Here is a 26642-nt window from a genome sequence, read left to right as displayed (position 1 = left end):
GTTTCTTTCAGTCGGTGAGTGTGGCGAGGAGGTCGCGGACGCGGCCCTCGATGTCATGGCGGATCGCTTCGACCCCTTCCGGGGAAGCGAGGGCGGGGTCGCCCACGGTCCAGTCCTCGTAGCGGACGCCAGGGATGACCGGGCACACGTCCCCGCAACCCATCGTGATCACCACGTCGGCCGCGCGCACGGCGTCATCGGTGAGGGGCTTCGGGAACGCCGTCTCGGCCTCCTGCGCACCCTCGATCTCGGTGAGCAGAGAGCGCACGTGCGGGTGCACGTCCGACGCAGGGGTGGAGCCTGCAGAGCGGGCGATCACGCGGCCGTCGGCGAGCTGGTTGACGATAGCGGCGGCGAGCTGCGAGCGGCCCGCGTTCTGCACACAGACGAACAGCACCTGCGGCACCCCGGCCGTCCGGTCCCGGGTCAGATCGGCCAGGCGCTGCCGGGCGAACCGTTCGGTCAGTGGGATCATGTGCGCCGTCAGCTTCGCCGAACGCACCAGGCCGGCGTAGGACTCGCGCACGATCGCGATCACGAGATCCCGGTTCAGCCCGGTCAGCTCGTCCGCGAGCTCCTCCGCGAGGCGGGTTACTCGGGCGTCCATCTGCTGCAGTGCCTCGGCCCGTGCTGCGGTGTCTTCGGGTTCGTCGGTGACGGCGGCGGCGGGAGCGAACGCGTCGAGGAGCGCCGCGACGGCGCTCTGCTTGCCCGGGGCGATGCGGTAGTACACCCAGGTGCCGCGCCGCTCGGACAGCAGCATCCCGGTCTCCTTCAGCACCTTCAGGTGGTGCGAAACCGTCGGCTGGGACACCTCGGCGAGGTCGGCGAGATCGCACACGCAGGACTCTCCTCGAGGGTCCGTCGCGATCGCCGAGAGCATCCGCAGTCGCAGCGGGTCAGCGAGCGCTTTCAGCGCCCCGGCCACGGTGGCCGCGGCCTCTGTCCCGATGGCGTGCGCCGTGGACGGTGCGCATGCGTCGGCGTCGGCGATGACGGTGGTGTCGGTCATGACGTCCTCGATTCGGTGACGGTGGCGTAGGGGTCGGTGCGGAACCAGGCTCGTGCGGCCCAGAGCGAGACGTAGACGAGGCCCACGAGCACGGGTACTTCGATGAGGGGGCCGACGACGCCGGCGAGGGCTTGCCCGGAGGTAGCGCCGAAGGTGCCGATCGCGACCGCGATCGCGAGCTCGAAGTTGTTTCCCGCTGCGGTGAACGCGAGTGTTGTCGACCGTGCGTAGCCGAGCCCGAGCCCCTTGCCGAGCAGGATGCCGGCGAACCACATGAGCGCGAAGTAGACCAGCAGCGGCAGGGCGATGCGGGCGACGTCCATCGGGTGGGAGGTGACCTGCTTGCCCTGCAGGGCGAACAGCAGCACGATCGTGAAGAGCAGTCCGTAGAGCGCCCACGGTCCGATCGTCGGGAGGAACTTCTCCTCGTACCAGTCGCGCCCCTTGCGCTTCTCGCCGATGAAGCGGGAGGCGAAGCCCGCGACGAGCGGGATGCCGAGGAACACGAGCACGTTCAAGGCGATCTGCCCGACCGAGACGTCCAAGCCCTGCGCATCCAGTCCGAGCCAGCCCGGCAGCACGGTCAGGTAGAACCAGCCCAGAAGTGAGAACGCGACGACCTGGAACACGGAATTGATCGCGACCAGCACCGCGGTCGCCTCACGGTCGCCGCAGGCCAGGTCGTTCCAGATCACGACCATTGCGATGCAGCGGGCGAGCCCGACGATGATCAGCCCGGTCCGGTATTCGGGCAGGTCCGGCAGGAAGATCCACGCGAGCGCGAACATGACCGCAGGGCCCACGAGCCAGTTCAGCACGAGCGAGGAGACGAGGAGCTTCTTGTCACCGGTGATGGCGGCGACCTTGTCGTAGCGGACTTTCGCGAGCACCGGGTACATCATCACCAGCAGGCCCAGCCCGATCGGGATCGAGATCCCGCCGACCTCCAGGGCAGAGAGGGCGTCTGAAAGGGCGGGCACGAAACGGCCGAGCAGGAGGCCTGCGACCATGGCGAGGCCGATCCAGAGCGGCAGCCACTTGTCGAGGGTGGAGAGCCGCTTCGGGGCGGTGCGGGTCAGGGTGTCGGTCATGCGAGCAGCTCCTCGATCTTCGCGATGTAGACGGGTTTCGGGTGCGCGCCGATCAGCACGTCTACACGTTCCCCGTTCCGGTAGAAGCCGAGGGTCGGGATCGAGGTCACGCCGGCCGCGGTTACGGTCTCGGGGTTCTGGTCGGCATCGACCTTGACGATCTTCACCCGGCCCGCGTACTCGCCGGCGAGCAGGTCCAGGATCGGGGCGATCGCCCTGCACGGGCCGCACCAGGTCGCCCAGATGTCGACCACGACGGGCAGCTCGGACTCGAGCACCTCGGTCTGGAAGGTAGCGTCGGTGACGGCGGTGACGGTGCTCATGCGGAGACCTCCAGAACGGGTGCGGATACGGTGGCGGGTGCGAGGTTCGACAGGTAGTGCTGGGCGTCCTGCGCGGCCGCGCAGCCGGTGCCCGCGGCGGTGATCGCCTGCCGGTACGTGTGATCGACGAGATCCCCGGCCGCGAACACCCCGGCCAGGTTCGTCCGCGTCGACGGGTGCGCGACTCGCACGTACCCGTCGGCGTCGGTGTCGACCTGCCAGATCACGAGCTCGGAGCGCGGGTCGTGCCCGATCGCGACGAACACTCCGGTCGCGTCGAGCGTGCGCTCCATTCCGGTGACCGTGTCGCGCAACCTGAGCCCGATGACCTGCTCATCGCCGAGGATCGCGGCGACCTCGCTGTTCCAGGCGACCTCGATCTTCGGATCGTCTAGTACGCGCTGCGCCATGATCTTTGACGCCCGGAACTCGTCTCGGCGGTGCACGACGGTGACCTTCGATGCGAATCGGGTGAGGAACAGGGCCTCCTCCATCGCGGAGTCCCCGCCACCGACCACGACGATCTCCTGTTCGCGGAAGAAGAACCCGTCGCAGGTCGCACACCACGACACGCCGTGCCCCGACAGACGCTCCTCCTCGGGAAGGCCGAGCTTGCGGTACGCGGAACCCATCGTCAGGATCACCGCGCGTGCCCGGTACGTCAGCCCGGCGCCGGTCTCGATAGTCTTCACGTCGCCGTCGAGATCAAGGCGAATCGCGTCATCGTAAGCGATCTCGGCGCCAAACCGCTCCGCCCGCGCCCGCATCGACTCCATCAGCTCCGGCCCCTGCACGCCATCAACGAAGCCCGGAAAGTTCTCCACCTCGGTCGTCGTCATCAACGCACCACCAGCCGTCACCGAACCCGCGATCACGACGGGAGCGAGACCCGCACGGGCGGCATAGACCGCCGCGGTGTACCCCGCAGGACCAGACCCAACGATAACCAACTCGACCTCTTGAATAGACATGTATCTATATTGATTCATATCGAATCAGTCGGCAAGTCGAGGAGCCGCATGCGGGCCAGTGTTTGCCGAAGGTTCACCTTCAGCGGCGCCTACACGCTGTCGACCGTGGTGTTGGGCGGGTCCGCGATGGTGCGGGCGTAGTGGAGGGCAGTGTCGATGGTGATGCCGAAGAGGTCGCAGACACGACGGACGTCTCCACCGGTCTGCTCAACCTCATAGAGGATGCGGTCGGCACGGAGCGACTGAGCGGAGATCCCGGCCTTCTTCCATGGGAAGTCGCGGCCGGGCAGGGTGACTCGCGCACCATCCTGGGGCCCCTCCCTCGCTTCGCTCGCGGCAGTGGCTTCTCAGCCTGGCAGGGGAAAACGGGAAGCAGGCGAGAACCCAGCGCGCGGGTGGGTCGGTGGCGTACCTGACTGTTGGCCGTCGTCACCCCTGGCGGCGGCGCTCGTTCTAGTCAGGAGTTCACTATGTCGCCTACCGCTCTCGTGCCACCCGATACCTCGCCGCCGCCGGGCCGTGCTGTCGCCCGCATGGCGGCGATCCTCACCGTGCTGCTGATGCTCTTCGGCGGCCTGTTCTTCACCCCGGCGCCCGCGCAGGCGGCCACCCTCGGGGTCGGGTATGGAGACGAGTCGTGGTGGCTCGGCAGCTTCTCCTCGCACGGGCGGCAGGCGTACTGCATGGACCTGGACGCGCTGCCCCCGTACGGCACGACGGAGCATCCCGAGCTCAAGACCACGCTCGATGAGCTCAGCGACACGCAGCTCGCCCGACTGAACTACGTCATGGGCCGGTGGGGCGAATCGCAGGACCCGAACATCACCTCGGCGGTGCAGCTCTATGTCTGGGATGTCGCCGACCACGGCAACTACACGGGCCGGGGCGGCGACGGGCACTTCATCACCCGGGTGCCCGCGAACATGCAGGCCACGGCGCTCGCGAACCTCGCCGCGATGCGGGATGCTGCGGCGGCGAACGCGGTCCGGAATCCGTCGGTGTCGATGTCGATTCAGATGGACAACCAGTACCACGGGCAGCTCACCATCAGCACGAACCCCGCCACCGCGACCGGCACCGTCACTCTCACCGGCGGCACCTTCGCGAACGGCTCCGCGACGGCGACGCTCGGGGCGGGCACGCATCAGATCGTCGGCACTCCCGCCGAGGGGGCACCCGAGTATCGGATCGAGGCGAAGATGTCGGCGCACGCGCTCGGATACGGGGCCGGCGTTGACCTGTTCTACACCCCGGGCGAGCAGCGGATTCTCGCCGCTGCATCCTTCGAGCCACTGACGGCGACCGCGCAGTCTCCGGTGATTCCGCTGGACTTTCAGCCAATCATCGAAACGCAAGTGTCGTCGAAGTTCGTGCAGGCCGGCGCTCCGATGCTGGACGACCTCGCGGTGACGGTGGTCAAGCATTCCTGGATCAAGGTCGAGGGCCAGCCTGTGCCGGTGGTCGCGGAGGGTCGCCTCTATGGCCCGTTCGACGTGCAGCCGGCCGAAGCGAACGCGCCGCCCATGGGTGCGCCGCTCGCCGGTACCGATGAGCTCGCCCTCACCCATACCGGTCACTACACCTCGCCGGGCACGATCATGGCGCCCGAGTCGGGCTTCTACACCTGGGTGTGGAGCATTGACAAGACCGCGCAGGGCGACTGGGCGAAGTACCTCACCGACTCCTTCACCGACAGGTTCGGCCGGGTCGTAGAGACTTCGGTGGTGCCGTTCCAGCCGGAGGCGGTGTCGCAGGCGAACGGCCGGCTCGTCAAGCCTGGCGATGAGGTGACCGACACCATCACCGTCGCATCCACGAACGGGGCCTGGCTGAAACAGAACGGCGAACCGATCCCGGTGATCTTCGAGGGCACCGCCTACCAGGTGCCCGGCACCCTCCCCCCCCGACACGAGGCGATGCGATCCCCGTGGATGCGGTGCCGCTTGGCACCGTCACGGTGACGGCGACGGGGCCGGGCACCTACACCTCGCCGAAGGTGACCCTCCCGGATGCGGGGTTCGTGACCTGGGTGTGGGAGGTCCAGAAGAGCAGCCAGCCGGAATGGGTGCGCCCGTTCATCGCCTCGGATTGGCGCGACGAGTACGGCATCAATGTCGAGACGCACAGCGTCCGCTGGCCGCTCACCATCACCCCGGAAGTACGCGAGTACAACGTCCACAAGGGCGGGCGGGCGTTCGACCGGATCACCGTCTCCGGGTTCCCCGAGAACCATCCCGGGTTCGAGGGCGACGGCTACTGGCAGCCCGACGTGAAGGAGTTCACGCACACCGTCTACGGGCCGTTCGCCTCCGATGCGGAGCTGACCGAGGACATGGCCTTGGACGATGCGCCGGTGCTGACCCGGATCACGACTCCGGCGAAGAACGGGGTCTACGACATCGGCTACGGCGAGGACGATCGGATTCAGCCGACGGAGCCCGGCTACTACGTTGTGGTGACCCTCTTCGATGGCGACGACCGGGTGCAGCCGTTCACGTCGTCTCCGGCTGACATCTGGGAGCGGTTCTTCGTGCCCGGTCCCGAGCAGCCGCTGTCGGTGGTGACGCAGGCGCAGGCGTCGGCGTTCGTCGGCGACCCGTTCGAGGACACCGCACTCGTGCAAGGCGCCGCGATCCCCGAGGGCGCGTATCTGGTGTTCCGGGCGTATGGGCCGCAGCCCTCAGGCGAGGACCCGATCTGTGAGGTGCCGTTCTTCACCTCGAAGCAGATCGCGGTGACCGAAGCCGGGCACTACCGTTCCGGCACGACGAGCACCGATGAGGCGGGGAGCGTGTACTGGGTCGAGACTCTGTACGGGAAGGACGGGAAGGTGCTCGCCGAGGGGCGCTGCGGTGCTCCGGGCGAGACGACCGTCGTGAGCGTGCGCCCGCCGGGTACTCCGGAGACGCCGACGCCGGAGCAGCCGGAACTGCCTGAGCTGCCGCCGGAGCTCGCACTCACCGGCGGCACCGCCTGGGGCGCCTGGGTCGGCGGCGTGGCGGCCGTCCTGCTCCTCGCGGCCGGGGCGACGCTCTGGTTCGGCCGGAAGCTCGCGCTCCACCGTGACCGCATGGAGAACGAGGGCGAGGAGGTGACGATCGAAGAACTCATGAACCAGTAACGCACCCCCAGGACGGGCGGAACCCGCAGACCCTACCCCCAGGTCTGCCGGCTCCGCCCGTCTCTCATGTCACCCCTGACGCACCTCACTCCTGTAGACGACCACACAGACCAGGGAGGGCCGATGATGGCGACGTTCTCGGAGGACATGCTCACCCGGATGGAGCTTGCGACGCTCGCCGAGCCCGGCAATCCGGTCACGGGGCAGCTCGTGCGCGCGATCGGCCTGGCCGAGACGCTCGCCCTGATCCGCGACCCTGGCGCGGCGATCCCCGCCGCGGTCGATCCGCTCCAAGGGGTCAGGTGGCGGCAAGCCGCCGCAGCCCGGCAGCGCGACGCGCTCCGGGATCAGATCGCCGAGCTCACCGACCGGCACGAGTTCCGGGTGCTCACCCCCGGTGGGGCGGGGTGGCCGGTCGCGCTGAACGATCTCGGGGATCGGGCGCCGCTCCTGTTGTGGGCGCGCGGGAACCCGGAACTGCTCACCGCCTCCGTCTCTTCGCGGGTGACGATCACCGGAGCCCGAGCCGCGACCGCGTATGGCGTGCATGTCACACAGGAGCTTGCGGAAGACCTGGCCGCGCTGCCGCGGGTCATCGTCTCCGGTGGCGCCTACGGCATCGATGCCGCCGCGCACCGCGCCGCCCTCACCACGGGCCCCGCAGCCACGATGGTGGTCTCCGCCAGCGGCCTCGACCGCCCCTACCCGCCGAACAATGCTGAGCTGTTCGAGCGGATCGTGGTGCAGGCCGGCATCCAGGTCAGCGAGACCCCGCCCGGCCAGGGGCCGTCGCGGGAGCGGTTCGTCGCCCGCTCACGTCTTCTCGCCGCGCTCAGCGGGGCGACGATCATTACCGAGGCTTCGGCGCGCTCGGGGTCGCTGCTGGTCGCGGCGCGCGCGTTCGAGCTCGGCCGTGCGGTCGGCGCGGTGCCCGGGCCGGTCACCTCGGTGTCGTCGGCGGGCTGTCACCGGCTCATGCGGGAAGGCATCGCCGAGACCGTCACCCGTGCTGGTGAGGTCGCTGAGCTCATGGGCCCGTCGCCGTTCCCGCTCGCTGCGGCCTATCAGCAGGTCGCCCGCCGCGTCGCACCCGATCACAGCCGCGCCGCACGCCGCCTCGCACTCTGACCCACCCCTCAGCCGCCCATGCCCTCGGGCGGCTGTTCCTTCATCCACTCGATAGGAGAACTTTGCCGATGTCGAAGCGTGCCCGCCAGAAGACCGACCCGACCGCCGTGGTGATGGTGCGAATCGTCGTCGCCGAGGACGGCACCCTGTCGGTGACCGTGGACGGGGCGCCGTATCTGCCGCCGGAGTTCTCGCCGCCATGGCGGCGCTCCGCCTACCCGCACATCGTGGACGCCATCAGCCAGCACACCGGCCACACGCTCCGCGTCGATGTCATCGAGATCGACGGACGAGTCATCACCGACTACCGCACCCCACCCAAACCCAGACCGGTGAGCCCCGACCCTGTCGCGGCTCCGGTCGTAGCGGCCGCGCAGCCGTCAGCACCGCAGCCCGCCGCGCCCGTGGAGGCGGTGCCTCGGTTTGCGCAGCTCGCGGGCAGCGGCTTCGTGCCCGGTGAGGATGTCGCGGTCGCGGTCATCATCTCCCACACCGAGACCGCACCGAACGGGATCGCCCGTGCCCTGATCGACTCCCGGCATCTTGCGGCGTGCCCGACGGGCGAGGCGATCCTCGTGGGCCGCATCTCCGGCACCCTCGTGCTCGGGCGGCCCGAGTGAGCGGGCAGCTCCGCCCGACCGGGTCGATGGGCGACGAACTCACCAACGCCGCGCTCGTCGCCCTCGCCGCCCTCGGCGTCGCAGCGGTGCTGCTCCGGGTCGCGGGCAGCACCGCCGCGTTCCTCACCGGCACCCCGCAACCAGGGGCCGGCCTCGGAGCCGGGGCAGCCGTGCTCCTGCACCCCGGCGACCCCGCCACCGCACTCGACGCGCCAGGCCTCAACGTCGTCGTCTACTGGATCGTCGCGGGGCTCCTCATCGCAGGCAGTGGTGTCGGGGGCTGGTGGGTATGGTCGGCGATCCGACACCACTCCCGACAGCAGGCGCTCGACCCGTACCGGATCGTCGGTATCGCGACCCGCCGCGAGGTCGCACGGGCCGGCTCCATCAAGGCGATCCTCGCCCGCCGCCGGGAACCTCCGCCCCTCACTCGAGCATCCCGAGCCCGTGGAGGTGGGCTACCGGATCGGCAGCTCGCGCGGGGTCGAGGTGTGGGCGTCGGTCGAGGACTCGATGCTGCTCATCGGGCCGCCCCGCTCCGGCAAGGGCGTACACATCGTCATCAACTCGATCCTCTCCGCACCCGGCGCGGTCATCACGACGAGCACGCGACCCGACAATGTGACCGCCACGATCAGGGCCCGGCAGCGGGTAGGGCCGGTCGCGGTGTTCGACCCGCAGCATCTCGCCGACGGCATCCCCGCAGGGCTGCGCTGGTCACCCGTGCGCGGCTGTGGCGACCCGCTGACCGCGATGATCCGTGCCTCTGGGCTCGCCTCTGCGACGGGGCTGGGGAAGGGCGGGGTCGAGGGCGGCGACTTCTGGGAGGCGAAGACGAGGGTCGCGCTGCAATGCCTCCTCCACGCGGCAGCCCTCGACGGCCGGCAGCCCGCTGATCTGTTCCGGTGGACGCTCGACCCGGCAGCGGCCGGGGATGCCGTATCGATCCTCGCCGCCCACCCAATGGCTGCCGGCGGGTGGGCCGAGGCGCTGCAGGCGATGCTCGAATCCGACCCGCGCACGATGGACTCGATCTGGCAAGGCGTCTCCCTCGCGCTCTCCGCGCTCGCCGACCCGCGCGTACTCGACGCCGTAAGCCCAGACCCCGACGAGGTGTTCGACCCCGAGACCTTCCTCAAGCAGAAGGGCACCCTCTATCTCCTCGCGACCGCCGCCGGGGCAAACAACAGCGCACCGATGGTCGCGGCGCTCATCGAGGACGTGGTCGAGGCTGCCCGCCGGCTTGCGGCACGCAGCCCGGGCGCACGTCTCGACCCGCCCCTGTTGCTCGCGCTCGACGAGGTGGCGAACTTGTCGCCGTTGCCGTCCTTGCCGACGCTCATGGCTGAGGGCGGCGGGTCGGGCATCACGACCATGCCGGTTCTGCAATCGCTCGCGCAGGCGCGGGAGAAGTGGTCGGAGAACGCGGCGTCGGCGATCTGGGATGCCGCGATCGTGAAGATCATCCTCGGCGGCGCCTCGAACTCGAAAGACCTCCAAGACCTGAGCACCCTGATCGGTGAGCGCGACGAGATCACCGACTCCACCACTGTCGGCGATCACGGCTCACGCTCCGCGCAACGCTCGATGCGCAGGGTGCCCGTCATGCCTCCCGACGTGATCCGCCGCTTCCCGTTCGGCACCGGCCTCGTGTTGCTGCGCTCCGCACCACCGATCGTCGCGCGCCTCCGCCGCTGGACCGAACGCGCCGACGCGAAGCAACTCACGCAGGATCGGGCAGAGGTCGAAGCCCAGCTCCACCACCGTCAGACCCCAGGCCCGGCGGGAGCACCTGCCGAGTAGAGGCGGCACACCGGGTGCCGCAATGAGCGAGGAGGTCGTGACGATGGAGATCCGTTCAGAGCCGTCGGTCCGAGGGTTTCTCTCCCGAGCGCCGGAGCAGAAGTCGAAGCCGGGAGAGGTCTTTCTACTGGTCGCGCAGATCGGGCAGAAGTTCCGTCGCCACGAGGAAGACGGCACCTTCACTCTCGTCGGTTCCGCATACATCGACCTGATCATGATCGGCGATAAGGCCGAGGAGGCCTTCGCGGATTTCGTCAAGGGCGATGATGTCGTGGCGGTCGGCGAGTTCGCGAAGCGGCAGTACGAGCAGGACGGGCAGCGAATCGAGCGCCCTCAGTTCCGCGCCTCCCGGCTCCTCTTCGATACCTCCCGTGCCCGCTACGCCGTCGAGCGCACCCCGCGCCAGCTCGAACCAAAGACGCCCACGGCGGCGGAGGTTACGGCGGTGGAGTTCCGCTCGCCTGAGCCTCGGCTTGCGATCGGGCTGGGGAGGTGAACACGATGACCGACGAGCCGACACAACCGAGCCCCGAGGCCGAAGTCGAGGTCGAGGACATCGACCTGTACGACGAGCTCATGGCCGGGATGGCGCTGCCCGAGCCTCCGCGTCCGATCAACTGGAATCTCCTGACCGCCGGAGACGCCGAGGCAGAGTGGCTGGCGCTGAACCAATGGGTGGACTGGCTGCGGAAGACTTACGGGCTGCCCGCCTCTGTTGTGCCGCCGTTCTGGCACCGGCATCCCGAACTCGTCTGGGAGCTCTCGGCGCTGCACCTGCACTGGTGCGCGAGCTACGATCCCGAGCAGTCGGCCTCTGGGCCGATTGCCTGGCATACGGACTTCGTGGCGGCACGCGACCGGCTCCGCGAATGGGTCGTCACCTCTGGCACTCGGCTCGATCGCGGCCGTCCGACACGGCAGACGGCCTGGCCAGGCGAGGAACTGCAACCTCCGCTCGAGGACGAGACGATCCAGAACCGGACCGAGGATTTCGTCGCGTTCGTCGCAGCCGACGTGCAGGCACGTCAGTACATCGAGGATACGTTCGGCCGAGCGCGGCGGGCGAGCGACCATGCCCGCCACGATTGACGCTGTCGAACCTCTCTGGAACTCGCAAGAGGCGGCGGAGTTCCTGAACGTCTCGCAGGCCACGCTCTCTCGCTGGCGGCGCGAGCACGAGGGGCCGCCGTTCGTGCAGGTCGGCGGTATCGCCCGTTACAACCCGCCCACCGTGCGAGCCTGGGTGCTGGAACGCGAGGGCACGCATGGCTGACCCACGCAACCACAAGATGCCCCCGATCGGGGTGAAGCTCTCCACGAGCATCGAGAGCCGCGGCAGCGGCTATCTCGCGCGCGTGCGCTGGACCGACCCGCAGACCAAGAAACGGCCCAGCCGATCCGAGTTCGTCGACACCCCGGAAGAGGCGGAAGCCTTCTTCGAGAAGCTGCAGCAGGCGACGGAGACAGGTGCGAACATCCTCATCACGTTCGCCGACTATGTTGGAGTCCATCGGCGAGCGCTGGCAGCGCGGTCTCGACCCGACGTCGACAGCCTCCGGCTACGAGATCAGCCTCCGGCTGCGAGTGGTGCCCGCGCTCGGGCATCTGCAGGTCAGCCGCATCTCCACAGGCCTGATCGACCGCACCATTGACCAGTGGGAGACCGAGTTCGGGCCGTCAACGATCAAGACCTCGATCGCGGCTCTCGTGCGCGTCCTCGACGTGGCGGTGCGCCACGAGGTGATCCCATCGAACCCTGCCAAGAATCGTGCCCGCCGCACGCTCAGTCAGCAGTCCGCGTTGACGCCCGGCTCGCTGCGAGCCCTCGCCGTCCCGGACATGGAGACGCTGAACAAGATCGCCGATGCGTGCGCTGAGGTGCATCAGAGCTATTCGGGTCACGTCATGCTCTGCGCCATGCTCTGCGCTCGTGGTTCCGAGGTCGCCGGCCTCGAAGTCGGTGACATCGACTGGGTGAATCGCATCGTGAAGATCGAGCGGCAGATATACCCCGGCAAGGGCGGCCTCGTCACGAAGCAGACCAAGGGTCGCAAGGAACGCTATGTGCCGATACTCGACCCGCTCGAACCCATCCTCATCCGCCTCTCAGCGGGGAAGGAGCCGGGTGATCCTCTGCTACGCGGCCCCCGCGGAGGGGTGCTCACCACTGCCACCGTGCGCGACGCGACGAAGTGGGATGAGCTCGTGACGAACCTCGGCCTGCCGAACCTCACCCGCCACGGCCTCCGGCACACCGGAGCCACCTGGCTCGCGGATGCCGGCGTGCCGCTCCATGTGCTGCAGCGCATCCTCGGCCATGCCTCCATCGAGACGACTAAGGGCTACCTGCACCCCGACCACCGGCACCTGAGCGAAGCAGCGACGCTCGCCAACCAGTTCTTCGCCACCCCATCGAAGAGGAAGGAGACCACCGAGAAGCCCCGCAGGCGACAGCTCTAGATACTCCCGCGCCGACATCCTGGCTCGGGAAGGGCTGGGAGCATCGTGCTGCCCGGATTTTGGCCCACTAGATTTCCACTTTTTGGCCCACTAGCTTGCTAGACAGGCCGGAACGAGCGGGTTCTAGACCCGATCTTGGACCCATTCCGGAGCCCGGCGAAGGTCACCAGAAACGAAGGAAGCCCTGACGAGAAATAGCTTCTCATCAGGGCTTTTCCGTCGGGTTGACAGGATTTGAACCTGCGACCCCCTGACCCCCAGTCAGGTGCGCTACCAAGCTGCGCCACAACCCGTTGTTTAGTTATTTTGGGCTGACGAGAGGCTAATGCACTTGACCCCCAGTCAAGTGCGCTACCAAGCTGCGCCACAGCCCTTTGCTACCACGCCTTCGCGAAGCAACCCCTCTATCTTACCCATACTTCGGGAGCACAAATGACCAGGGTCGCAGAAGCGGCGAACCCCCTACCCCTCCTGCTGGTCCTCGCGGCGCGGCTCGGGGCCGAAACGGTATTCGCGGCCGCCGATCGACACGACCTCGATGCGCACGAACGTGGGCTTGAGCGTCGGCACGAACGGCTTGAGCGGCAGCGCCTCGGCCTCGGCGACCTCGGCCTGCGCCTCGAGCACTCGCGCGTGCCCGCGCACCACCACGCTCCACCCCGACTCCTCGCCGATCTCGTCGGCCTCGAAGAGCACGGAGTCGTTGATGGTCAGCTCGACGAGCTTGTTGCCCGGCGCGGTGCGGAAGACCACCGAGCCGTCGTCGACCACGAAGTTGATCGGCACCACGTCGACGACGTCGCCCACGCTGGTGACGAGCCGCCCGACCCGCTGCGACCCGAGCCGCCGCCAGCACTCGTCGTCGGACAGCACCGTCACTGCACTCTGGTTCTCGCTCATACTCCATTCTCTCCCCAACCCAGCCCGCGCGAAAGAGCCGGCTCGGAAGGCCCGGATCGCCAGGAGCGGGCCGGGAGGCCCGAAGGCCCGAACCCTCAAGAACCGGAGACCCGGAAGCCCGGAAACCGCCGAGCGACCCGGCTACACGCGAAGCAACCTCCGGGCGCGCCCCCGCCCGGCCCCGCTACGCTGACATCATGAGCGATCTGCGAAACCCCGGCGACGCGTGGGTCACGGCGGCCGACGGCGGGCGCTACTGGGGGCGCTTCGGCGCGGCGGGCCTGCTCGCCCACGACCGCTCGCTCGACGCGATCCTGCTGCAGCACCGGGTCACCTGGAGCGACCACGGCGACACCTGGGGCATTCCCGGGGGCGCCCGCCACGAGGGCGAGGCCGCGATCGCCGGCGCGATCCGCGAGTCCCAGGAGGAGGCCGGGGTTCCCGACGACGCGGTCACACCGCGCTACACGCACGTGCTCGATCGCGGCGGCTGGACCTACACCACCCTCATCGCCGACGTCGCCACCCCGTTCGAACCCCGCATCACCGATCCCGAGAGCCACGCCCTCGCCTGGGTGCCGCTCGACGAGGTCGAGCGTCTCCCGCTGCACCCGGCCTTCGCGGCGAGCTGGCAGCTGCTGCGCCCGCTGCTCTCGGCGCGCCCCGCCGTGGTCGTCGACGCCGCCAACGTCATCGGCGCGGTGCCGAACGGGTGGTGGCGGGATCGCCGCGGCGCCGCGGAGCGTCTGCGCGACCGGCTCGGTGCGCTCGCGATCGAAGAGGGCGGGATCCGCGCCGGCTTCCTCGACCTGCCCGAGACCCGCGTGGCCGGCCTCGATCGCGCCTACCCGGAGTGGACGATGGTGGTCGAGGGCGCCGCGAACGGCATCGCGAGCGGCCCGCGGGTGCGCGTGGTCGACGCGCCCTCCCTGGGCGATGACACCATCGTCGCTGAGGCCGCCGCCTTCGCCGCGTCCGACCACGCCGTGACGGTCGTCACGAGCGACGCGGAGCTGAAGGTTCGGGCGCACGCCGTAGGGGCGACCACGCGCGGGGCGAAGAAGCTGCTCAAGCTCTTCCCCGAGGATCCGGCGGTCTGACCCGCGCTCGCGCTCGACGCCGTGCACGACGGATGGCGCCGCGCCCGGCTCCTCGGCTGCCGCGCTCTGACGGACGCCCGCACGCTCAGCCCGCGGCCCGCGCCTCCCTCCGCCGCAGCGCGCTCACGACCCCAAAGGCGAGCAGCCCCTGCCCCAGCGTGTAGGTGAGCACCACGGCCCCGCTCGTCCAGTCGGGCATCACCTCGGGCAGGAAGATGCGGAACGACAGGATCGCGTCCGAGACGAGGAACCACGCCCCGCCCCACGCGATCACGGCCCCGCACCGCGACGCCATCGCCGCCGTTCCCGCGAGCAGCAGCCCGTACCCCATCACCGGCACCGTGAGCGCGCCCGTGCGCGGGATGAGCACCACGATGAGCACCGCGTACACGAGCAGGTAGGCCGCCGCCCACGCGGGCACCCGGTGCCGCGCCACGCCGCGCGCCCGCCACATGAGCAGCAGGTATCCGACGTGGGCGAGCCCGAAGCAGAGCAGCATCATCGGCAGCTCGTCGTCGAACATCGGGAAGAAGGTTGCGGCTCCGTCGCCGAGCCAGGAGCAGAGGATCGCCGCGACCAGCAGCAGGATCGCGCCGCGCGCGCCCCGCAGCGCGCTCGGGGGCCGGCCCGGCGCAGCGTCCGACGCCGACGCCGACGCGCCAGCGGAAGGCGCAGCGGCAGCGGTCGGCGGCGTCACCAGGCCTCCCGGCGCATCCCCAGCCCCCACCGGCGCCGCCCCGGCGCCCACCGCCAGTGCCGCCGCCCAGATCACGGCGAGCGCCAACGCGGGCATCAGCGCGAGCTTGGTGGGCGCCGCGACCGGGCTCGCCGCGAAGAGGGCGATCACGTGCACGACGGAGATCGCCGCGTAGGGCAGGAACGGAGTGAGGAGCCGGATCCGCGATCCCATGCGCACCGCCGTCGATCGGGTCGAGAGGCTCAGCTCTCGACCAGGATCCCGTCTTCGTCGCACCACACGGTCGCCCCCGGCTGGAACACGACCCCGCCGATCTCGACGGGCACGTCGGTCTCGCCCTCGCCCGTCTTGGTCGACTTGGCGGGGTTCGATCCGAGCGCCTTCACGCCGAACGGCAGCGTGCCGAGCGCGACGCGATCGCGGATCGCGCCGTTCACGATGATGCCGGCCCAGCCGTTGTCGACCGCGAGGCTGCCGATCACGTCGCCCACGAGGGCGGTCTCGAGCGATCCGCCGCCGTCGATCACGAGCACGGCTCCGTCGCCGGGCGACGAGAGCAGCTCTTTGAGGCGGGCGTTGTCTTGGAAGCAGCGCACCGTGCGAACGGGACCGCTGAAGCCGCTGAGCCCGCCGATGTTCTGGAACTGCAGCGACACCGACTGCAGCTCGTGCCCGCGTTCGTCGTACAGGTCTGCGGTGCTGATCTGAGCCATCTCGGCTCCTTCCCCTTGAGGCCGCGACCGCTCGGCCGCTCCGTAGGATCAACGCTACCCGGCACCTCCGACAAATAGGCGACGCGGCGCACGAGTCTGCAAAGTTGCGCAACACGGGCCGATCCTGCACAAAAGTACATGTACAGATGTCCAGCTTCGGGAGGAGGAACCCATGAGCGACACCGCAGCGGGCTCCCCCGAGCCCCGACGCCGAGACCCCGAGGGCCGCCGCCGCGCGATCCTCACGGCCGCCGCCGAGATCGTGATCGAGCAGGGTCCGCCCGCGCTCACCCACCGCGCCATCGCGACGCGCGCCGGAGTATCGCTCGGCTCGACCACCCAGTACTTCGGCTCGATCGACGAACTGCGCGAGGCCACGCTGCAACAGCTGGCCGACGAGATCGACGAGTCGCTCAACCAGCTCGAGCCGCTGCTCGCCGGCTTCGCCGCCAGCCCCGAGCGCGCCGTCGCCGAGATCCACGAGTTCCTGCGCGACACCCGCGCCGTGCACACCGACGTCGCCCTGATGAGCACCGGCACCACCGATCCCCGCATGCGCGCCCTCGCGCAGCGCTGGACGGACCGCCTGATCGACATGCTCGCCGAGCACGTCGGCCGCGAGCGCGCCACCGCCATCGCGGTGTATCTCGACGGCGCCACGATCCACGCGGCGCTCCGCGACGCACCGCTCGATCGCGACCACCTCGAACGGATCATCGTCGCACTGACGGCGATGCCGGATCCGGCCGGGCCCACCACACCTCACGTCTAGCGGCCCGATCCGGCGGCCGCCGGCCCGGCGCCACCGGCCCGGCTCCCCCTGAGAGATCCCCGCCCAGCGGACGCCCGGGACCCGGAGCCCCGGCCCCGCACCGCACTTCGCAGCACCGCAGCACCTCCCACCGCAGCACCGCAGCATCCGAATCGTCCACCTATCCGCCCACCGACCCGCCGCATCGAACACGAAAGCGAAGCCATGTCCACCCCCGCCCCCGTCACGTCCGCACCGTCGTCGCTGAGCCGCTCCCGCCGCTGGGCGGCCGTCGCGGTGCTCACCGCGAGCCTGCTCGTCATCACGATGGACATGACGATCCTCAACATCGCGCTGCCCGAGATGGCCGCCGAGCTGCATCCGACCTCCGACCAGCAGCTGTGGATCATCGACGTCTACTCGCTCGTGCTCGCGGGCCTGCTCGTCTCGTTCGGGGTCTGTCCGATAAACGGTGTGTGGGATCCGGCGGTTTTCATTCGTGAGTGGTTTTCTCGAACCGTCCGGCGAAGGTGATCGCGAACGCGTTCAGCGCGGGCTTCCACCTCATCACCCAGCGTGCCCTTCCGCCGCCAGTCGGGTCAAGCGACCGCGTCACGAGGTAGAGACATTTCAGCGCGGCGGCCTCGTTGGGAAAGTGCCCCCGAGCTCTCACGGCGCGCCGATAGCGAGCGTTGATTGACTCGATCGCGTTGGTCGTGCAGATCACCCGCCGGATCTCGACGTCATACTCGAGGAACGGCACGAACTCCGCCCAGCTGTTCTTCCAGAGCTGCACGATCGCCGGATACCGTCCGCCCCACTCGGCGGCGAACTCCTCGAACCGATCCTTCGCCGCCTGCTCCGACGGGGCCGTGTAGACGGGTTTGAGGGAACGGACGATCGCGTCGCGGTGTTGCCGCCCGGCGTAGCGGAAGCTGTTGCGGATCAGATGGACGATGCACTGCTGGACGACCGTTTGCTCCCAAGTGGTGTTGATCGCCTCCGGGAGACCCTTCAGCCCGTCGCAGACCGCGATGAGCACGTCCTCGACACCCCGGTTCTTCAGCTCGGTGAACACCTGCAGCCAGAACCTCGCACCCTCCTGACCGTCACCGGCCCAGATGCCGAGGATGTCGCGTTCCCCGTTCACGGTGACGCCCATCACGACATAGAACGGGGTGTTCCTCACCTGCCCGTCACGGACCTTCACCACGATCGCGTCGACGAAGATCACCGGGTAGAGCGCATCCAACGGCCTGCTCGACCATTCGGCGAGTTCCCCGGCGACCTTCTCGGTGATCCGGCTGATCGTGTCCTTGGAGACCTTCGCCCCATAGACCTCGTCGAAATGCGCAGCGATCTCACCGGTCGTCAACCCCCGAGCGGAAAGGGACAGAACGATCTGATCGATGCCGTCCAGTCGGCGTTTCCGCTTGGGGACGATCACCGGCTCGAACGACCCGTCTCGATCTCGCGGGACTTCGATCTCGACGGGGCCGATCTCTGTCAGCACCGTCTTGACCCGCGTCCCGTTACGCATGTTCTCGCCGATTGGGGTCCCGCCGTGCTCGTGGCCGAGGTGCTCGGTCAACTCGGCATTCAGCGCGGTCTCGAGGACGTTCTTCGTGAGCTGGCTGAGCAGGCCGCCCGGCCCCGTCAGGCTCACGCCCTGCTCCTTCGCCTGCGCGAGCAAGCGTTCTGCGAGTTCTTTCTGATCGATGATCTCCCCGGTCACGGGATCAATCATCTCGTCGTCAACAACGACAGTGGTCGTGTCAGCCACGGCCATCTCCTTTCGGATCAGGCCGGACCCTCACACACCATTATTCAGACAGTCCCCTCGTTCGCGGCGATCGCCGACCGCTGGGGCCGCAAGCGCATGCTGCTCACTGGCTACGCGATCTTCGGCGGCGCCTCGCTGCTCGTGCTGTTCGCGAACAGTGCCGAGTCGGTCATCGCGATCCGTGCGCTGCTCGGCGTGGGCGGCGCCATGATCATGCCGATCACGCTGTCGCTGATCCGTGTCATCTTCACCGATCCCAAGGAGCGCGCGACCGCGCTCAGCATCTGGGCCGCCGTGTCGGGCCTCGGCGCGGCGGTGGGCCCGCTCGTGGGCGGGCTGCTGCTCGAGCACTTCTCGTGGCACGCCGCGTTCCTCATCAACGTGCCGCTCATGGTCGCCGGTGTGATCGCGGGCATCCTGATCCTGCCGGAGTCGCGCGTGCCGCACCCGGGCCGCTGGGACGCCCTCGCCGCCGCGCTCTCGCTCGCCGGCATGACCCTCGTGGTATGGGCGGTGAAGACGTTCGGCAAGGAGGCGAGCTTCCTCGTGCCCGAGGCGCTCGTGGCCCTCGCGGCGGGCGCCGCGCTGCTCGCGTGGTTCATCGTGCGCTGCGTGCGCAGCGACTCGCCGCTGCTCGAGCTGCGACTGTTCCGCAATCGCGAGTTCTCGGCGGGCATCATCGCCGCGCTCGGTTCGATGTTCGCGATGGCGGCCGCGCTGCTGCTCATCGCGCAGTGGATCCAGCTCGTCGACGGCGCCACCCCGGTCGAGGCCGGCGTGCGCCTGTTCCCGATCGCGATCGCCGGAGCCATCGCCTCGCTCGCCGCTCCCCCGCTGGCCCGCGTCTTCAGTGCGCGCGCCGTGCTCGCGGGCGGTGTGGCCCTCGCGGGCGCGGGCATGCTCATCATCGCGCTGCAGCCGGGCACGCTCTCGACTCTCACGGTGCTGATCGCGCTGACGCTCGTGGGCGCCGGCACGGGCTCGCTCGCGATCGGATCGGCCATGATCATGCACGGCTCCCCCGAGGAGAAGGCGGGCAACGCCGGCGCGCTCGAGGAGACCTCGTACGAGCTGGGCGCCGTGCTCGGCGTCGCGATCCTGGGCAGCATCTCGGCGCTCATGTACCGGGCCGAGCTCGTCGCGAGCGGCGCGCTGGCGGGCCTCGACGCGACCCTGAGCGGGCAGGCCGAGGCGTCGCTCGGCGCGGCGGTCGCGATCGCGGGCGAGGCGGGGCTCCCGGCGCTGGCGCACGAGGCCGGCGTGGCGTTCACGCACTCGCTGCAGGCGACCGGGATCACGGGCGGCATCATCATGCTCGCGGTCGCGGCGCTCGTGTTCTTCATGACGCCCAAGGGCACCGACGTGTCGGCCGCCTCCCACTGAGCCGGGCTCGACCCGAGGGCCGGCAACCGCCTCGGTGAGGGGGCAGCCGGGCTCGGGCGGGCCGGTGGGGGCGGACCGGCTGGGCGGGACGCTCGGGATCACCGGGACCACCGGGATCACCGGGACCACCGGGACCACCGGGACCACCGGGATCCCACGGTGCCATCCGCAGGGTGGTACCGGGGTACGAGCGGGTCGATACCTGAGCAGGACGCGACGGCCCGGGCCTCGGACGTAGCGTTGGAGCAACATCGAGCAACCGCTCCGCTCCACCCGAAAGGACACCGATCATGAGCACCACCCTCCCCGGCACCACCGCCCAGTTCTCCGCTCAGGCCGACGACACCGTGCAGGTGCCCCGCCTCGCCCAGGCCGACCAGGCCGCGCAGACGGAGCCCGGCCGACCGGCCGGCGCGCCCGGCGAGGTCGGCGAGAACGCCCGCGCCTTCGCGATCACGAGCTTCGTGCTCGGCATCGCCTCGGTCGTGAGCGGCTGGACCTTCATCGCCCCCATCACCGGCCTGATCCTCGGCGTCCTCGCGCTGCGCCGCAACACGACCGAGCGCACCCTGGCGCTCTGGGGCGTGTGGCTCAACGCCGCGATGCTGGCCCTCACCGCCCTCGCCGCGCTGATCGCGCTCGCGCTGCTCGGCTTCGGGCTGATCACGATCCCGTTCCTCGCGGCCTGAGCGACCCGCCCGAACCGCCCGGTCCGCCTAAGCTGGCCGCCCCGGCCGCCCCGCCCGCTCCGCCCGCTCCTCGGCGGACGGATCGGGCGCCCGGGGCGGGTACACCCACGTCACCATCACCACCGAGATGATCATCAGCAGGAACCACGCGATCAGCTTCTGCGGCGACACGAGCTCCCACCCGCCCTGCTGATGCGGGTAGAGCCAGGCGCCGCCCCAGGTCGCGACGTTCTCGGCGATCCAGATGAAGAGCGCCACTCCGGCGAAGACCGCGAGCAGCGGCGCCCGCAGCCTCGCCCGCCACACCCGGAAGTGCATGATCGTGCGGCCCCAGAGCAGCACGACGAGCGCCAGCAGCACCCACCGCAGGTCCACGATGAAGTGGTGCGAGAAGAAGTTGACGTAGATGGCGGCCGCGCCGAGGGTGGTCAGCCAGACGCGCGGGTAGCGCGTGAACCGCAGCTCGTGCAGCCGGTAGACGCGCACCATGTACGACCCGACCGCCGCGTACATGAAGCCGCTGAAGAGTGGCACGGCCCCGATCCGCAGCACCCCTTCGGCCTCGTAGGCCCACGAGCCGACGTCGGTCTTGAAGAGCTCCATCACGGTGCCCGTCACGTGGAACAGCACGATCACCCACAGCTCGCGTCCGCTCTCCAGCCTGAAGACGAGCATGCCGACCTGGATCAGCACCGCCGCGATCGTGAGCGCGTCGTTGCGCGCCAGTGCCGCGTCGTCGGGGTACCAGAGGCGGGCCGCGACGATCGCCACGAGCAGCAGCGCCCCGAACACGCAGGCCCACGCCTGCTTGAGCAGGAACACCGCGCACTCCACGGCGACGGCGCGCGCGCCGCTCTCGGGCCTGCGTGCGAGCCACCGGTGCGCGGCGCGGTCGATCGTCTGCTCGAGGCGCGTGAGTTCACGCCGGTCTGCGGTCATGATCCGAGGCTAGTGGGCGGGATCCGGCGTAAGCTGAGGCCGAGGAGGGGCTCATGGCCGCGTTCGACGATGTGCGCGCGATCGCCCTCGCCCTGCCCGAGACGGAGGAGCGCGAGGGCGGGTGGCGCATGGGGCCGAGCTGGCGGGTCGTCGGCGGCGCGATGTTCGCCTGGTCACGGCCCGTCACCGGCAAGGATCTCGCCTGGATGCGCGAGCGGGGCGAGGATCCGGGCGACCCGGTGCTCGGCGTCCGAGTGGCCGGCGATGAGGCGAAGCGGGAGCTGCTCGCCGCGTTCCCTCGGGTCGCGTTCACGATCCCGCACTTCGACGGCTACGCCTCGGTGCTGCTGCGCCTGCCGCTCGTCGATCCCGGGCTGCTGCGCGAGCTCGTCATCGTCTCCTGGCTGCTGCAGGCCCGCAGGCGCACCGCTCGCGCGTGGCTCGCCGAGCACGGTCTCGCGGAGGAGTGAGCGTCCCCTCGAGGCGCCCCGCGGGCTGCCGCAGCTGCTATCGCCGGGCACGCCTTTCGCGGATGCGCATGTTGAGCACGATGGGGGTGCCCTCGAATCCGTAGCGCTCGCGCAGACGACGCTGGATGAAGCGGCGGTAGCCGGGATCCAGGAAGCCCGACGTGAACAGCACGAACGTGGGCGGCCGGTTCTGCACCTGGGTGCCGAACAGGATGCGCGGCTGCTTGCCGCTGCGCAGCGGGTGCGGATGCTCCTGCACGAGCTCGGCGACGAACGCGTTGAACTTGGCGGTCGGGATGCGGGTGTCCCACGACTCCAGAGCCGTCTCGAGCGCGGGCACCAGCTTCTCGAGGTGACGGCCGGTGCGCGCCGAGATGTTCACGCGGGGCGCCCAATCGACGTGCGCGAGGTCCTGCTCGATCTCCCGATCGAGGTACCGGCGGCGATCGTCGTCGAGCAGGTCCCACTTGTTGAACGCGAGCACGAGCGCGCGGCCCGACTCGAGCACGAGGTCGATGATGCGCAGATCCTGGTCGCTGATCTCCTGCGTGACGTCGATGAGCACGACCGCGACCTCGGCCTTCTCCAGGGCGGCCGCGGTGCGCAGCGAGGCGTAGAAGTCGGCGCCCTTCTGCAGATGCACGCGGCGGCGGATGCCCGCCGTGTCGACGAAGGTCCAGACGCGGCCGGCGATCTCGACCTGCTCGTCGACGGGGTCGCGGGTGGTGCCGGCCAGGTCGTTCACCACGACCCGCTCCTCGCCCGCGGCCTTGTTGAGCAGGCTCGACTTGCCCACGTTCGGGCGGCCGAGGATCGCGACGCGACGCGGCCCCGCGAGCTTCGGCTGCGCGACGGCGGACTCCTCGGGCAGGGCCTCGACGACCTGGTCGAGCAGGTCTGCGACGCCGCGCCCGTGCAGCGCCGAGACGGGGTGCGGCTCGCCGAGGCCGAGCGACCACAGCTGCGCGACCTCGGGCTCCTGCACGGCGTCGTCGACCTTGTTGGCGACGAGGAAGACGGGCTTCTTGGTGCGGCGCAGCAGCTGCACCACGCGCTCGTCGGTGGCGGTGGGGCCGACGCGCGAGTCGACCACGAACATCACCACGTCGCAGAGCTCGATCGCGACCTCGGCCTGCAGGGCCACGGAGGCGTCGATGCCCTTCGCGTCGGGCTCCCACCCGCCGGTGTCGACGAGCGTGAAGCGGGTGTCGAGCCACTCGGCCGAGTAGCTGACGCGGTCGCGGGTCACGCCGGGCACGTCTTCGACCACGGCCTCGCGGCGGCCGAGGATGCGGTTGACGAGCGCCGACTTGCCGACGTTCGGGCGGCCGACGATCGCGACGACGGGCAGGGCCTCGGCGAGCGGCTCCGAGAAGCCCAGGAACTCGCCGTCCTCGCCGATGATCGCGAGGTCGTCGTCTTCGAGGTCGAAGCCGTCGAGGTTGGAGCGCATGGCGCGCAGCCGCTCCTCGTCGGTGACCTCGCCGTCGAACTCGTCGCCGACGATCACTTCGTCTTCGGCGATCGCCGAGGCGTCGAAGGCCTCGGGCTCGCCCTGCTCGGTTCCCGCGCCGGGGATCTGCTCGTTCATCGTTTGCTCTCTTCCGCGGCGCGCTGCACCGCTCGTACGATATCGACCACAGCCTGAATCGACTGCTCGAAGTTCAGATCGCTCGTGTCCACGAGCGTCACCCCGGGTGCGGGGGTGAAGAAGTCGACCACCAGCGCGTCCTTCGCGTCGCGGGCGGCGATGTCGGCGAGCACCTGCTCGTGCGACATGTCGGCGAGCTCGCCGGCGCGGCGCTGGGCGCGCACCTCGGGCGAGGCCGTCATGAGGATGCGCACGGGCGCTTCGGGCGCGACGACGGTGGTGATGTCGCGCCCCTCGATCACCACGCCGGGCAGGCCCGACGCGGCGACGATGCGGCGGAACATCTCGTTCAGCCGTTCGCGCACCGCGGGGTGCTTCGAGACCCGGCTGACCTGCGCGCTCACCGCGGGGTCGCGGATCTCGGCGGTGACGTCGACGGGGTCGCCGGATGCCGCGCCCTCCTCCGCCGGCAGGGTCACGGTGACCCACTGCTCGCCGCGCATGGTGATGGTGAAGCCCCACGTCTCGAGCAGCTCGAGCACGGCGCGTTCGTCGTCGAGGTCGACGCCCGCCCGCAGCGCGGCCCACGCCAGCGAGCGGTAGGCGGCGCCCGTGTCGAGGATGCCGAACGCGAGGCGATCGGCCGCGGCGCGCGAGACGCTCGACTTGCCGCTTCCCGCGGGGCCGTCGATCGCGACCAGCAGAGGCGGGGCCGACGCGGTCGGCCCCGCAGCGGAGGCTGGCGCCACCGCGGAAGCGTTCATCGCAGCATCACTCACAGCGTCCTCCATCCGCGTTCGGCGAGCCCCTCGATCGCGCGCTCGGCCACCTCCGGCAGCACCGCGATCTCCGCGAACCCGATCTGCGCGCCCGGCGAGTGCTCGAGGCGCAAGTCTTCCATGTTAATGCCCAGTTCTCCGAGTTCGGTGAGCAGCCTCGCGATCTGGCCTGGCCGGTCGTCGACCAGCACGGTGAGCGTGGTGAACCGCTCGGAGGATCCGTGCTTGCCCGGAATGCGCTCGACCCCCCGGTTGCCGGCCGAGAGCAGGTCGGCGATGCGCCGCTTCGCGCCCGAACGGGTGGGATCGCGCAGCGCCTCGGCGAAGGCGGCGATGTCGACGGCGAGCGCGTCGAGCAGCTCGACCACCGGCTCGCGGTTCGCACCCAGGATCTGCACCCAGAGTTCGGGGTCGCTCGAAGCGATGCGCGTCGTGTCGCGCAGCCCGGCGCCCGCGAGCCCGATCGCCTGCTCGGTCGCCGGCACGAGCCGCGCCGCGAGCAGGCTCGACACCACCTGGGGCAGGTGGGAGACGAGGCCCACCGAGCGGTCGTGCTCCTCGGGGGTCATCTCGATGAGCACCGCGCCGAGGTCGAGCGCGACCGCCTCGACGAGCGCGAGCGCCTCGGCCGGGGTCTCGTGATCGCGGCAGACGACCCAGGGGCGCGCGGTGAAGAGATCGGCGCGCGCCATGATCGCGCCGCCCCGCTCGCGCCCCGCCATGGGGTGCGAGCCGACGTAGTTCGTGAGGTCGATGCCGCGGCTCGCGAGTTCGAGGAACGGCGCCAGCTTGACGCTCGCCACATCGGTGACGACCGAGCCGGGGAACTCGGCGAGCGCCCGCTCGACCACGTCGGCCGTGACGTCGGGCGGGGTGGCGACCACCACGAGCGCGGGAGCCGGATCGTCGGCCGTGCGCACCCGGCCCGCCCCGTAGTCGGCGGCGAGCGCGACGGTGGTCGGCGACAGGTCTTCGAGGGTCACGTCGACTCCGCGCTCGCGCAGGCCGAGGCCCACGCTCGCGCCGAGCAGGCCGGCCCCGATCACGTGCACTGATCCGCGCGTGCGCGCCTGCAGCTCGTTCATCGAGCCCCTCCCTTGCTGCCGCCCCGCGGCTTCTGCGACCCTCGCGACTGCCGCGGTGCGGCGGGCCCCTTCCGGCCCGCCGCACCGGCTCGGCCGGTCGAGCCCGGCTGCTTGCCGTTCTGGCCGCGGGGGCCGACGTCCTTGCGGCCGCTTCCGGCGTCGCCGGATCCCGAGCGCCCGGATCCTGAGCGACCCGAGCCCGCTTCCGGCTTCTTCGCGCCCCGACCGCTCACGCTCTGCGCGCCGCGCCGATTGTGCGGGTTGCCCTTGGCGGCCACGCCGCGCATGCCGCGAGCGCCCGCGCCGTCGCCGGGCCGGCCGGCCGTCGCGGCCCCCCGCGTCCCGCGGCCGGCGCCGCGCGCCCCGCCGCGCGATCCCGAACTCCGCGAGGCGTCCGGCCCGTCGTCGGCTCCGCCCGCTCCGCCGTCCTCGACCGCCGACAGCAGCGCCCCGCGCTCCGCCGCCGAGAGCTCGCGCATCTCGCCCACCAGCAGGGTGCCGAGGTGCAGGGGCCCGAACTGGCGGCGCACGAGCTCCTCGACCGGGTGCCCCACCTCGGCCAGCATGCGGCGCACGATGCGGTTGCGGCCCGAGTGCAGCGTCACCTCGACGAGGGAGTGCGAGCGGCTCGAACCGTCGGGCAGCAGCTTCGCCCGATCCGCGTGGATCGGGCCGTCGGCCAGCTGCACGCCGTCTTTCAGGCGCTGGATCACGGCCGCCGTCACCCGCCCGCGCACCTTGGCGATGTAGGTCTTCTGCACGCCGAAGCTCGGGTGGGCGAGGCGGTGCGCGAGCTCGCCGTCGTTGGTGAGGATCAGCAGCCCGCTCGTGTCGGTGTCGAGGCGGCCCACGTTGTAGAGGCGGTCGTCCACGCGCTCGGCGAACTCGCGCAGATCCGGGCGGCCGCCCTCGTCGCGCATGGTCGAGACCACACCCCGCGGCTTGTTGAGCACGAAGTAGCGCTTCGAGACGTCGAGCTGCACCACGACGCCGTCGACGCGCACGTCGTCGGCGTCGGGATCGATGCGGCTGCCCAGCTCGCGCTGCACCTCGCCGTTCACCGTCACCCGGCCGCTCGTGATGAGCGTCTCGCACGCGCGCCGCGACGCGACGCCCGCGTGCGCGAGCGCCTTCTGCAACCGCACCCGGCCGTCGTCCTCGGGCTGCGGATCGGCGTGCGGATCCGAGACCGGCCGGTCCCAGCCCCACTCGGCCATGTCGATCTCGACGGCC

25 protein-coding genes, 2 tRNA genes and 3 pseudogenes are annotated in these 26642 nt (G+C 70.2%); 15 read left to right on the top strand and 15 right to left on the bottom strand.

Annotated features, from left to right (window positions below):
• Window positions 1-7: 7 nt before the first annotated feature.
• The 4 genes from Leucomu_RS02380 to trxB are packed head-to-tail and all read right to left on the bottom strand — an operon-like array spanning window position 8 to window position 3397.
• Window positions 8-1012, bottom strand: coding sequence for a metalloregulator ArsR/SmtB family transcription factor (locus tag Leucomu_RS02380; RefSeq protein WP_128386219.1), 1005 nt, complete (start codon window positions 1010-1012; stop codon window positions 8-10).
• On the bottom strand, window positions 1009-2103 hold the full coding sequence (gene arsB / locus Leucomu_RS02375; protein ID WP_128386218.1) for an ACR3 family arsenite efflux transporter: 1095 nt from the start codon (window positions 2101-2103) through the stop codon (window positions 1009-1011). Before arsB ends, Leucomu_RS02380 begins: the two co-directional genes overlap by 4 nt.
• Window positions 2100-2426 (bottom strand): thioredoxin, encoded by a 327-nt coding sequence (gene trxA, locus Leucomu_RS02370; RefSeq protein WP_128386217.1) that lies wholly within the window; start codon window positions 2424-2426, stop codon window positions 2100-2102. Before trxA ends, arsB begins: the two co-directional genes overlap by 4 nt.
• Complete coding sequence (trxB, locus tag Leucomu_RS02365) at window positions 2423-3397, bottom strand: thioredoxin-disulfide reductase (RefSeq protein ID WP_128386216.1); 975 nt, start codon at window positions 3395-3397, stop codon at window positions 2423-2425. Before trxB ends, trxA begins: the two co-directional genes overlap by 4 nt.
• A gap of 470 nt (window positions 3398-3867) precedes the next feature.
• On the opposite strand from trxB, the gene Leucomu_RS15370 reads away from it, so the two are divergent.
• The 9 genes and pseudogenes from Leucomu_RS15370 to Leucomu_RS02325 all read left to right on the top strand — a co-directional run bounded on the left by Leucomu_RS15370 (window position 3868) and on the right by Leucomu_RS02325 (window position 12529).
• On the top strand, window positions 3868-5358 hold the full coding sequence (locus tag Leucomu_RS15370; RefSeq protein WP_228407208.1) for a hypothetical protein: 1491 nt from the start codon (window positions 3868-3870) through the stop codon (window positions 5356-5358).
• Complete coding sequence (locus Leucomu_RS15365) at window positions 5325-6518, top strand: hypothetical protein (protein ID WP_228407206.1); 1194 nt, start codon at window positions 5325-5327, stop codon at window positions 6516-6518. The genes Leucomu_RS15370 and Leucomu_RS15365 overlap by 34 nt, the downstream gene beginning before the upstream one ends.
• Before the next feature lie 126 nt (window positions 6519-6644).
• A complete protein-coding gene (locus tag Leucomu_RS02355) occupies window positions 6645-7646 on the top strand; it encodes a DNA-processing protein DprA (protein WP_128386215.1) in 1002 nt (333 codons plus the stop codon).
• 68 nt (window positions 7647-7714) lie between these two features.
• The gene (locus Leucomu_RS02350) at window positions 7715-8266 is read left to right on the top strand and encodes a hypothetical protein (RefSeq protein ID WP_128386214.1); all 552 of its coding nucleotides are present in this window, start codon (window positions 7715-7717) and stop codon (window positions 8264-8266) included.
• 26 nt (window positions 8267-8292) lie between these two features.
• Window positions 8293-10069: pseudogene (locus Leucomu_RS02345) on the top strand (TraM recognition domain-containing protein).
• A 22-nt stretch (window positions 10070-10091) separates the two neighbouring features.
• The gene (locus tag Leucomu_RS02340; RefSeq protein WP_128386213.1) at window positions 10092-10565 is read left to right on the top strand and encodes a single-stranded DNA-binding protein; all 474 of its coding nucleotides are present in this window, start codon (window positions 10092-10094) and stop codon (window positions 10563-10565) included.
• Between the two features lie 5 nt (window positions 10566-10570).
• The gene (locus Leucomu_RS02335; RefSeq protein WP_128386212.1) at window positions 10571-11158 is read left to right on the top strand and encodes a hypothetical protein; all 588 of its coding nucleotides are present in this window, start codon (window positions 10571-10573) and stop codon (window positions 11156-11158) included.
• A complete protein-coding gene (locus Leucomu_RS02330; RefSeq protein ID WP_128386211.1) occupies window positions 11142-11342 on the top strand; it encodes a helix-turn-helix domain-containing protein in 201 nt (66 codons plus the stop codon). Before Leucomu_RS02335 ends, Leucomu_RS02330 begins: the two co-directional genes overlap by 17 nt.
• A 311-nt stretch (window positions 11343-11653) precedes the next feature.
• Window positions 11654-12529, top strand: coding sequence for a tyrosine-type recombinase/integrase (locus Leucomu_RS02325; RefSeq protein ID WP_228407204.1), 876 nt, complete (start codon window positions 11654-11656; stop codon window positions 12527-12529).
• Window positions 12530-12748: 219 nt separating this feature from the next.
• On the opposite strand, the gene Leucomu_RS02320 is transcribed toward Leucomu_RS02325, so the two are convergent.
• The 3 genes from Leucomu_RS02320 to Leucomu_RS02315 form a co-directional block, all read right to left on the bottom strand.
• Window positions 12749-12822, bottom strand: a tRNA-Pro gene (locus Leucomu_RS02320).
• A gap of 13 nt (window positions 12823-12835) precedes the next feature.
• Window positions 12836-12903 (bottom strand) — tRNA-Pro (locus Leucomu_RS15085).
• 88 nt (window positions 12904-12991) lie between these two features.
• A complete protein-coding gene (locus Leucomu_RS02315) occupies window positions 12992-13429 on the bottom strand; it encodes a pyridoxamine 5'-phosphate oxidase family protein (RefSeq protein WP_017882746.1) in 438 nt (145 codons plus the stop codon).
• 197 nt (window positions 13430-13626) lie between these two features.
• On the opposite strand from Leucomu_RS02315, the gene Leucomu_RS02310 reads away from it, so the two are divergent.
• Window positions 13627-14529 (top strand): NUDIX domain-containing protein, encoded by a 903-nt coding sequence (locus Leucomu_RS02310; RefSeq protein WP_017882745.1) that lies wholly within the window; start codon window positions 13627-13629, stop codon window positions 14527-14529.
• A gap of 85 nt (window positions 14530-14614) precedes the next feature.
• Here the strand turns inward: Leucomu_RS02310 and Leucomu_RS02305 are convergent, their stop codons facing one another.
• A complete protein-coding gene (locus Leucomu_RS02305; protein WP_128386210.1) occupies window positions 14615-15439 on the bottom strand; it encodes a lysoplasmalogenase family protein in 825 nt (274 codons plus the stop codon).
• 29 nt (window positions 15440-15468) lie between these two features.
• Window positions 15469-15939, bottom strand: coding sequence for a ribonuclease E activity regulator RraA (gene rraA, locus Leucomu_RS02300; RefSeq protein ID WP_017882743.1), 471 nt, complete (start codon window positions 15937-15939; stop codon window positions 15469-15471).
• Window positions 15940-16111: 172 nt separating this feature from the next.
• On the opposite strand from rraA, the gene Leucomu_RS02295 reads away from it, so the two are divergent.
• Both Leucomu_RS02295 and Leucomu_RS02290 read left to right on the top strand, forming a co-directional pair.
• Complete coding sequence (locus Leucomu_RS02295) at window positions 16112-16711, top strand: TetR/AcrR family transcriptional regulator (RefSeq protein ID WP_017882742.1); 600 nt, start codon at window positions 16112-16114, stop codon at window positions 16709-16711.
• A gap of 204 nt (window positions 16712-16915) precedes the next feature.
• Window positions 16916-17137: pseudogene (locus tag Leucomu_RS02290) on the top strand (MFS transporter); the annotation flags it as partial.
• A 46-nt stretch (window positions 17138-17183) separates the two neighbouring features.
• Here Leucomu_RS02290 and Leucomu_RS02285 read toward each other — a convergent pair.
• Entirely contained in the window at window positions 17184-18437 is a 1254-nt protein-coding gene (locus Leucomu_RS02285) for an IS256 family transposase (RefSeq protein WP_228407350.1), read from the bottom strand.
• 132 nt (window positions 18438-18569) lie between these two features.
• Here Leucomu_RS02285 and Leucomu_RS02280 point away from each other — a divergent pair, with 132 nt between their 5' ends.
• Together Leucomu_RS02280 and Leucomu_RS15360 are read left to right on the top strand one after the other, a co-directional pair.
• A complete protein-coding gene (locus tag Leucomu_RS02280) occupies window positions 18570-19856 on the top strand; it encodes an MFS transporter (protein WP_267128436.1) in 1287 nt (428 codons plus the stop codon).
• A gap of 290 nt (window positions 19857-20146) precedes the next feature.
• On the top strand, window positions 20147-20545 hold the full coding sequence (locus tag Leucomu_RS15360; RefSeq protein WP_017882740.1) for a hypothetical protein: 399 nt from the start codon (window positions 20147-20149) through the stop codon (window positions 20543-20545).
• 27 nt (window positions 20546-20572) lie between these two features.
• Here Leucomu_RS15360 and Leucomu_RS02270 read toward each other — a convergent pair whose 3' ends face one another.
• Window positions 20573-21484, bottom strand: coding sequence for a DUF817 domain-containing protein (locus tag Leucomu_RS02270; protein WP_017882739.1), 912 nt, complete (start codon window positions 21482-21484; stop codon window positions 20573-20575).
• A gap of 53 nt (window positions 21485-21537) precedes the next feature.
• Between Leucomu_RS02270 and Leucomu_RS02265 the strand changes: the two genes are divergently transcribed.
• On the top strand, window positions 21538-21954 hold the full coding sequence (locus Leucomu_RS02265; RefSeq protein ID WP_128386209.1) for an MmcQ/YjbR family DNA-binding protein: 417 nt from the start codon (window positions 21538-21540) through the stop codon (window positions 21952-21954).
• A gap of 37 nt (window positions 21955-21991) precedes the next feature.
• Here Leucomu_RS02265 and der read toward each other — a convergent pair whose 3' ends face one another.
• The 4 genes and pseudogenes from der to Leucomu_RS15355 form a co-directional block, all read right to left on the bottom strand.
• A complete protein-coding gene (gene der, locus Leucomu_RS02260; RefSeq protein WP_456085553.1) occupies window positions 21992-23545 on the bottom strand; it encodes a ribosome biogenesis GTPase Der in 1554 nt (517 codons plus the stop codon).
• Complete coding sequence (gene cmk / locus Leucomu_RS02255; protein ID WP_128387748.1) at window positions 23542-24309, bottom strand: (d)CMP kinase; 768 nt, start codon at window positions 24307-24309, stop codon at window positions 23542-23544. Before cmk ends, der begins: the two co-directional genes overlap by 4 nt.
• Window positions 24310-24320: 11 nt before the next feature.
• Entirely contained in the window at window positions 24321-25409 is a 1089-nt protein-coding gene (locus Leucomu_RS02250) for a prephenate dehydrogenase (protein ID WP_128386208.1), read from the bottom strand.
• Window positions 25410-25846: 437 nt separating this feature from the next.
• Window positions 25847-26626: pseudogene (locus Leucomu_RS15355) on the bottom strand (pseudouridine synthase); the annotation flags it as partial.
• Window positions 26627-26642 lie beyond the last annotated feature (16 nt).

The organism is Leucobacter muris (assembly GCF_004028235.1).
Classification (GTDB): Bacteria; Actinomycetota; Actinomycetes; order Actinomycetales; family Microbacteriaceae; genus Leucobacter; species Leucobacter muris.
Note: the sequence above shows the minus strand (reverse complement) of the source record. Positions and strands in the feature narration are given on the sequence as shown.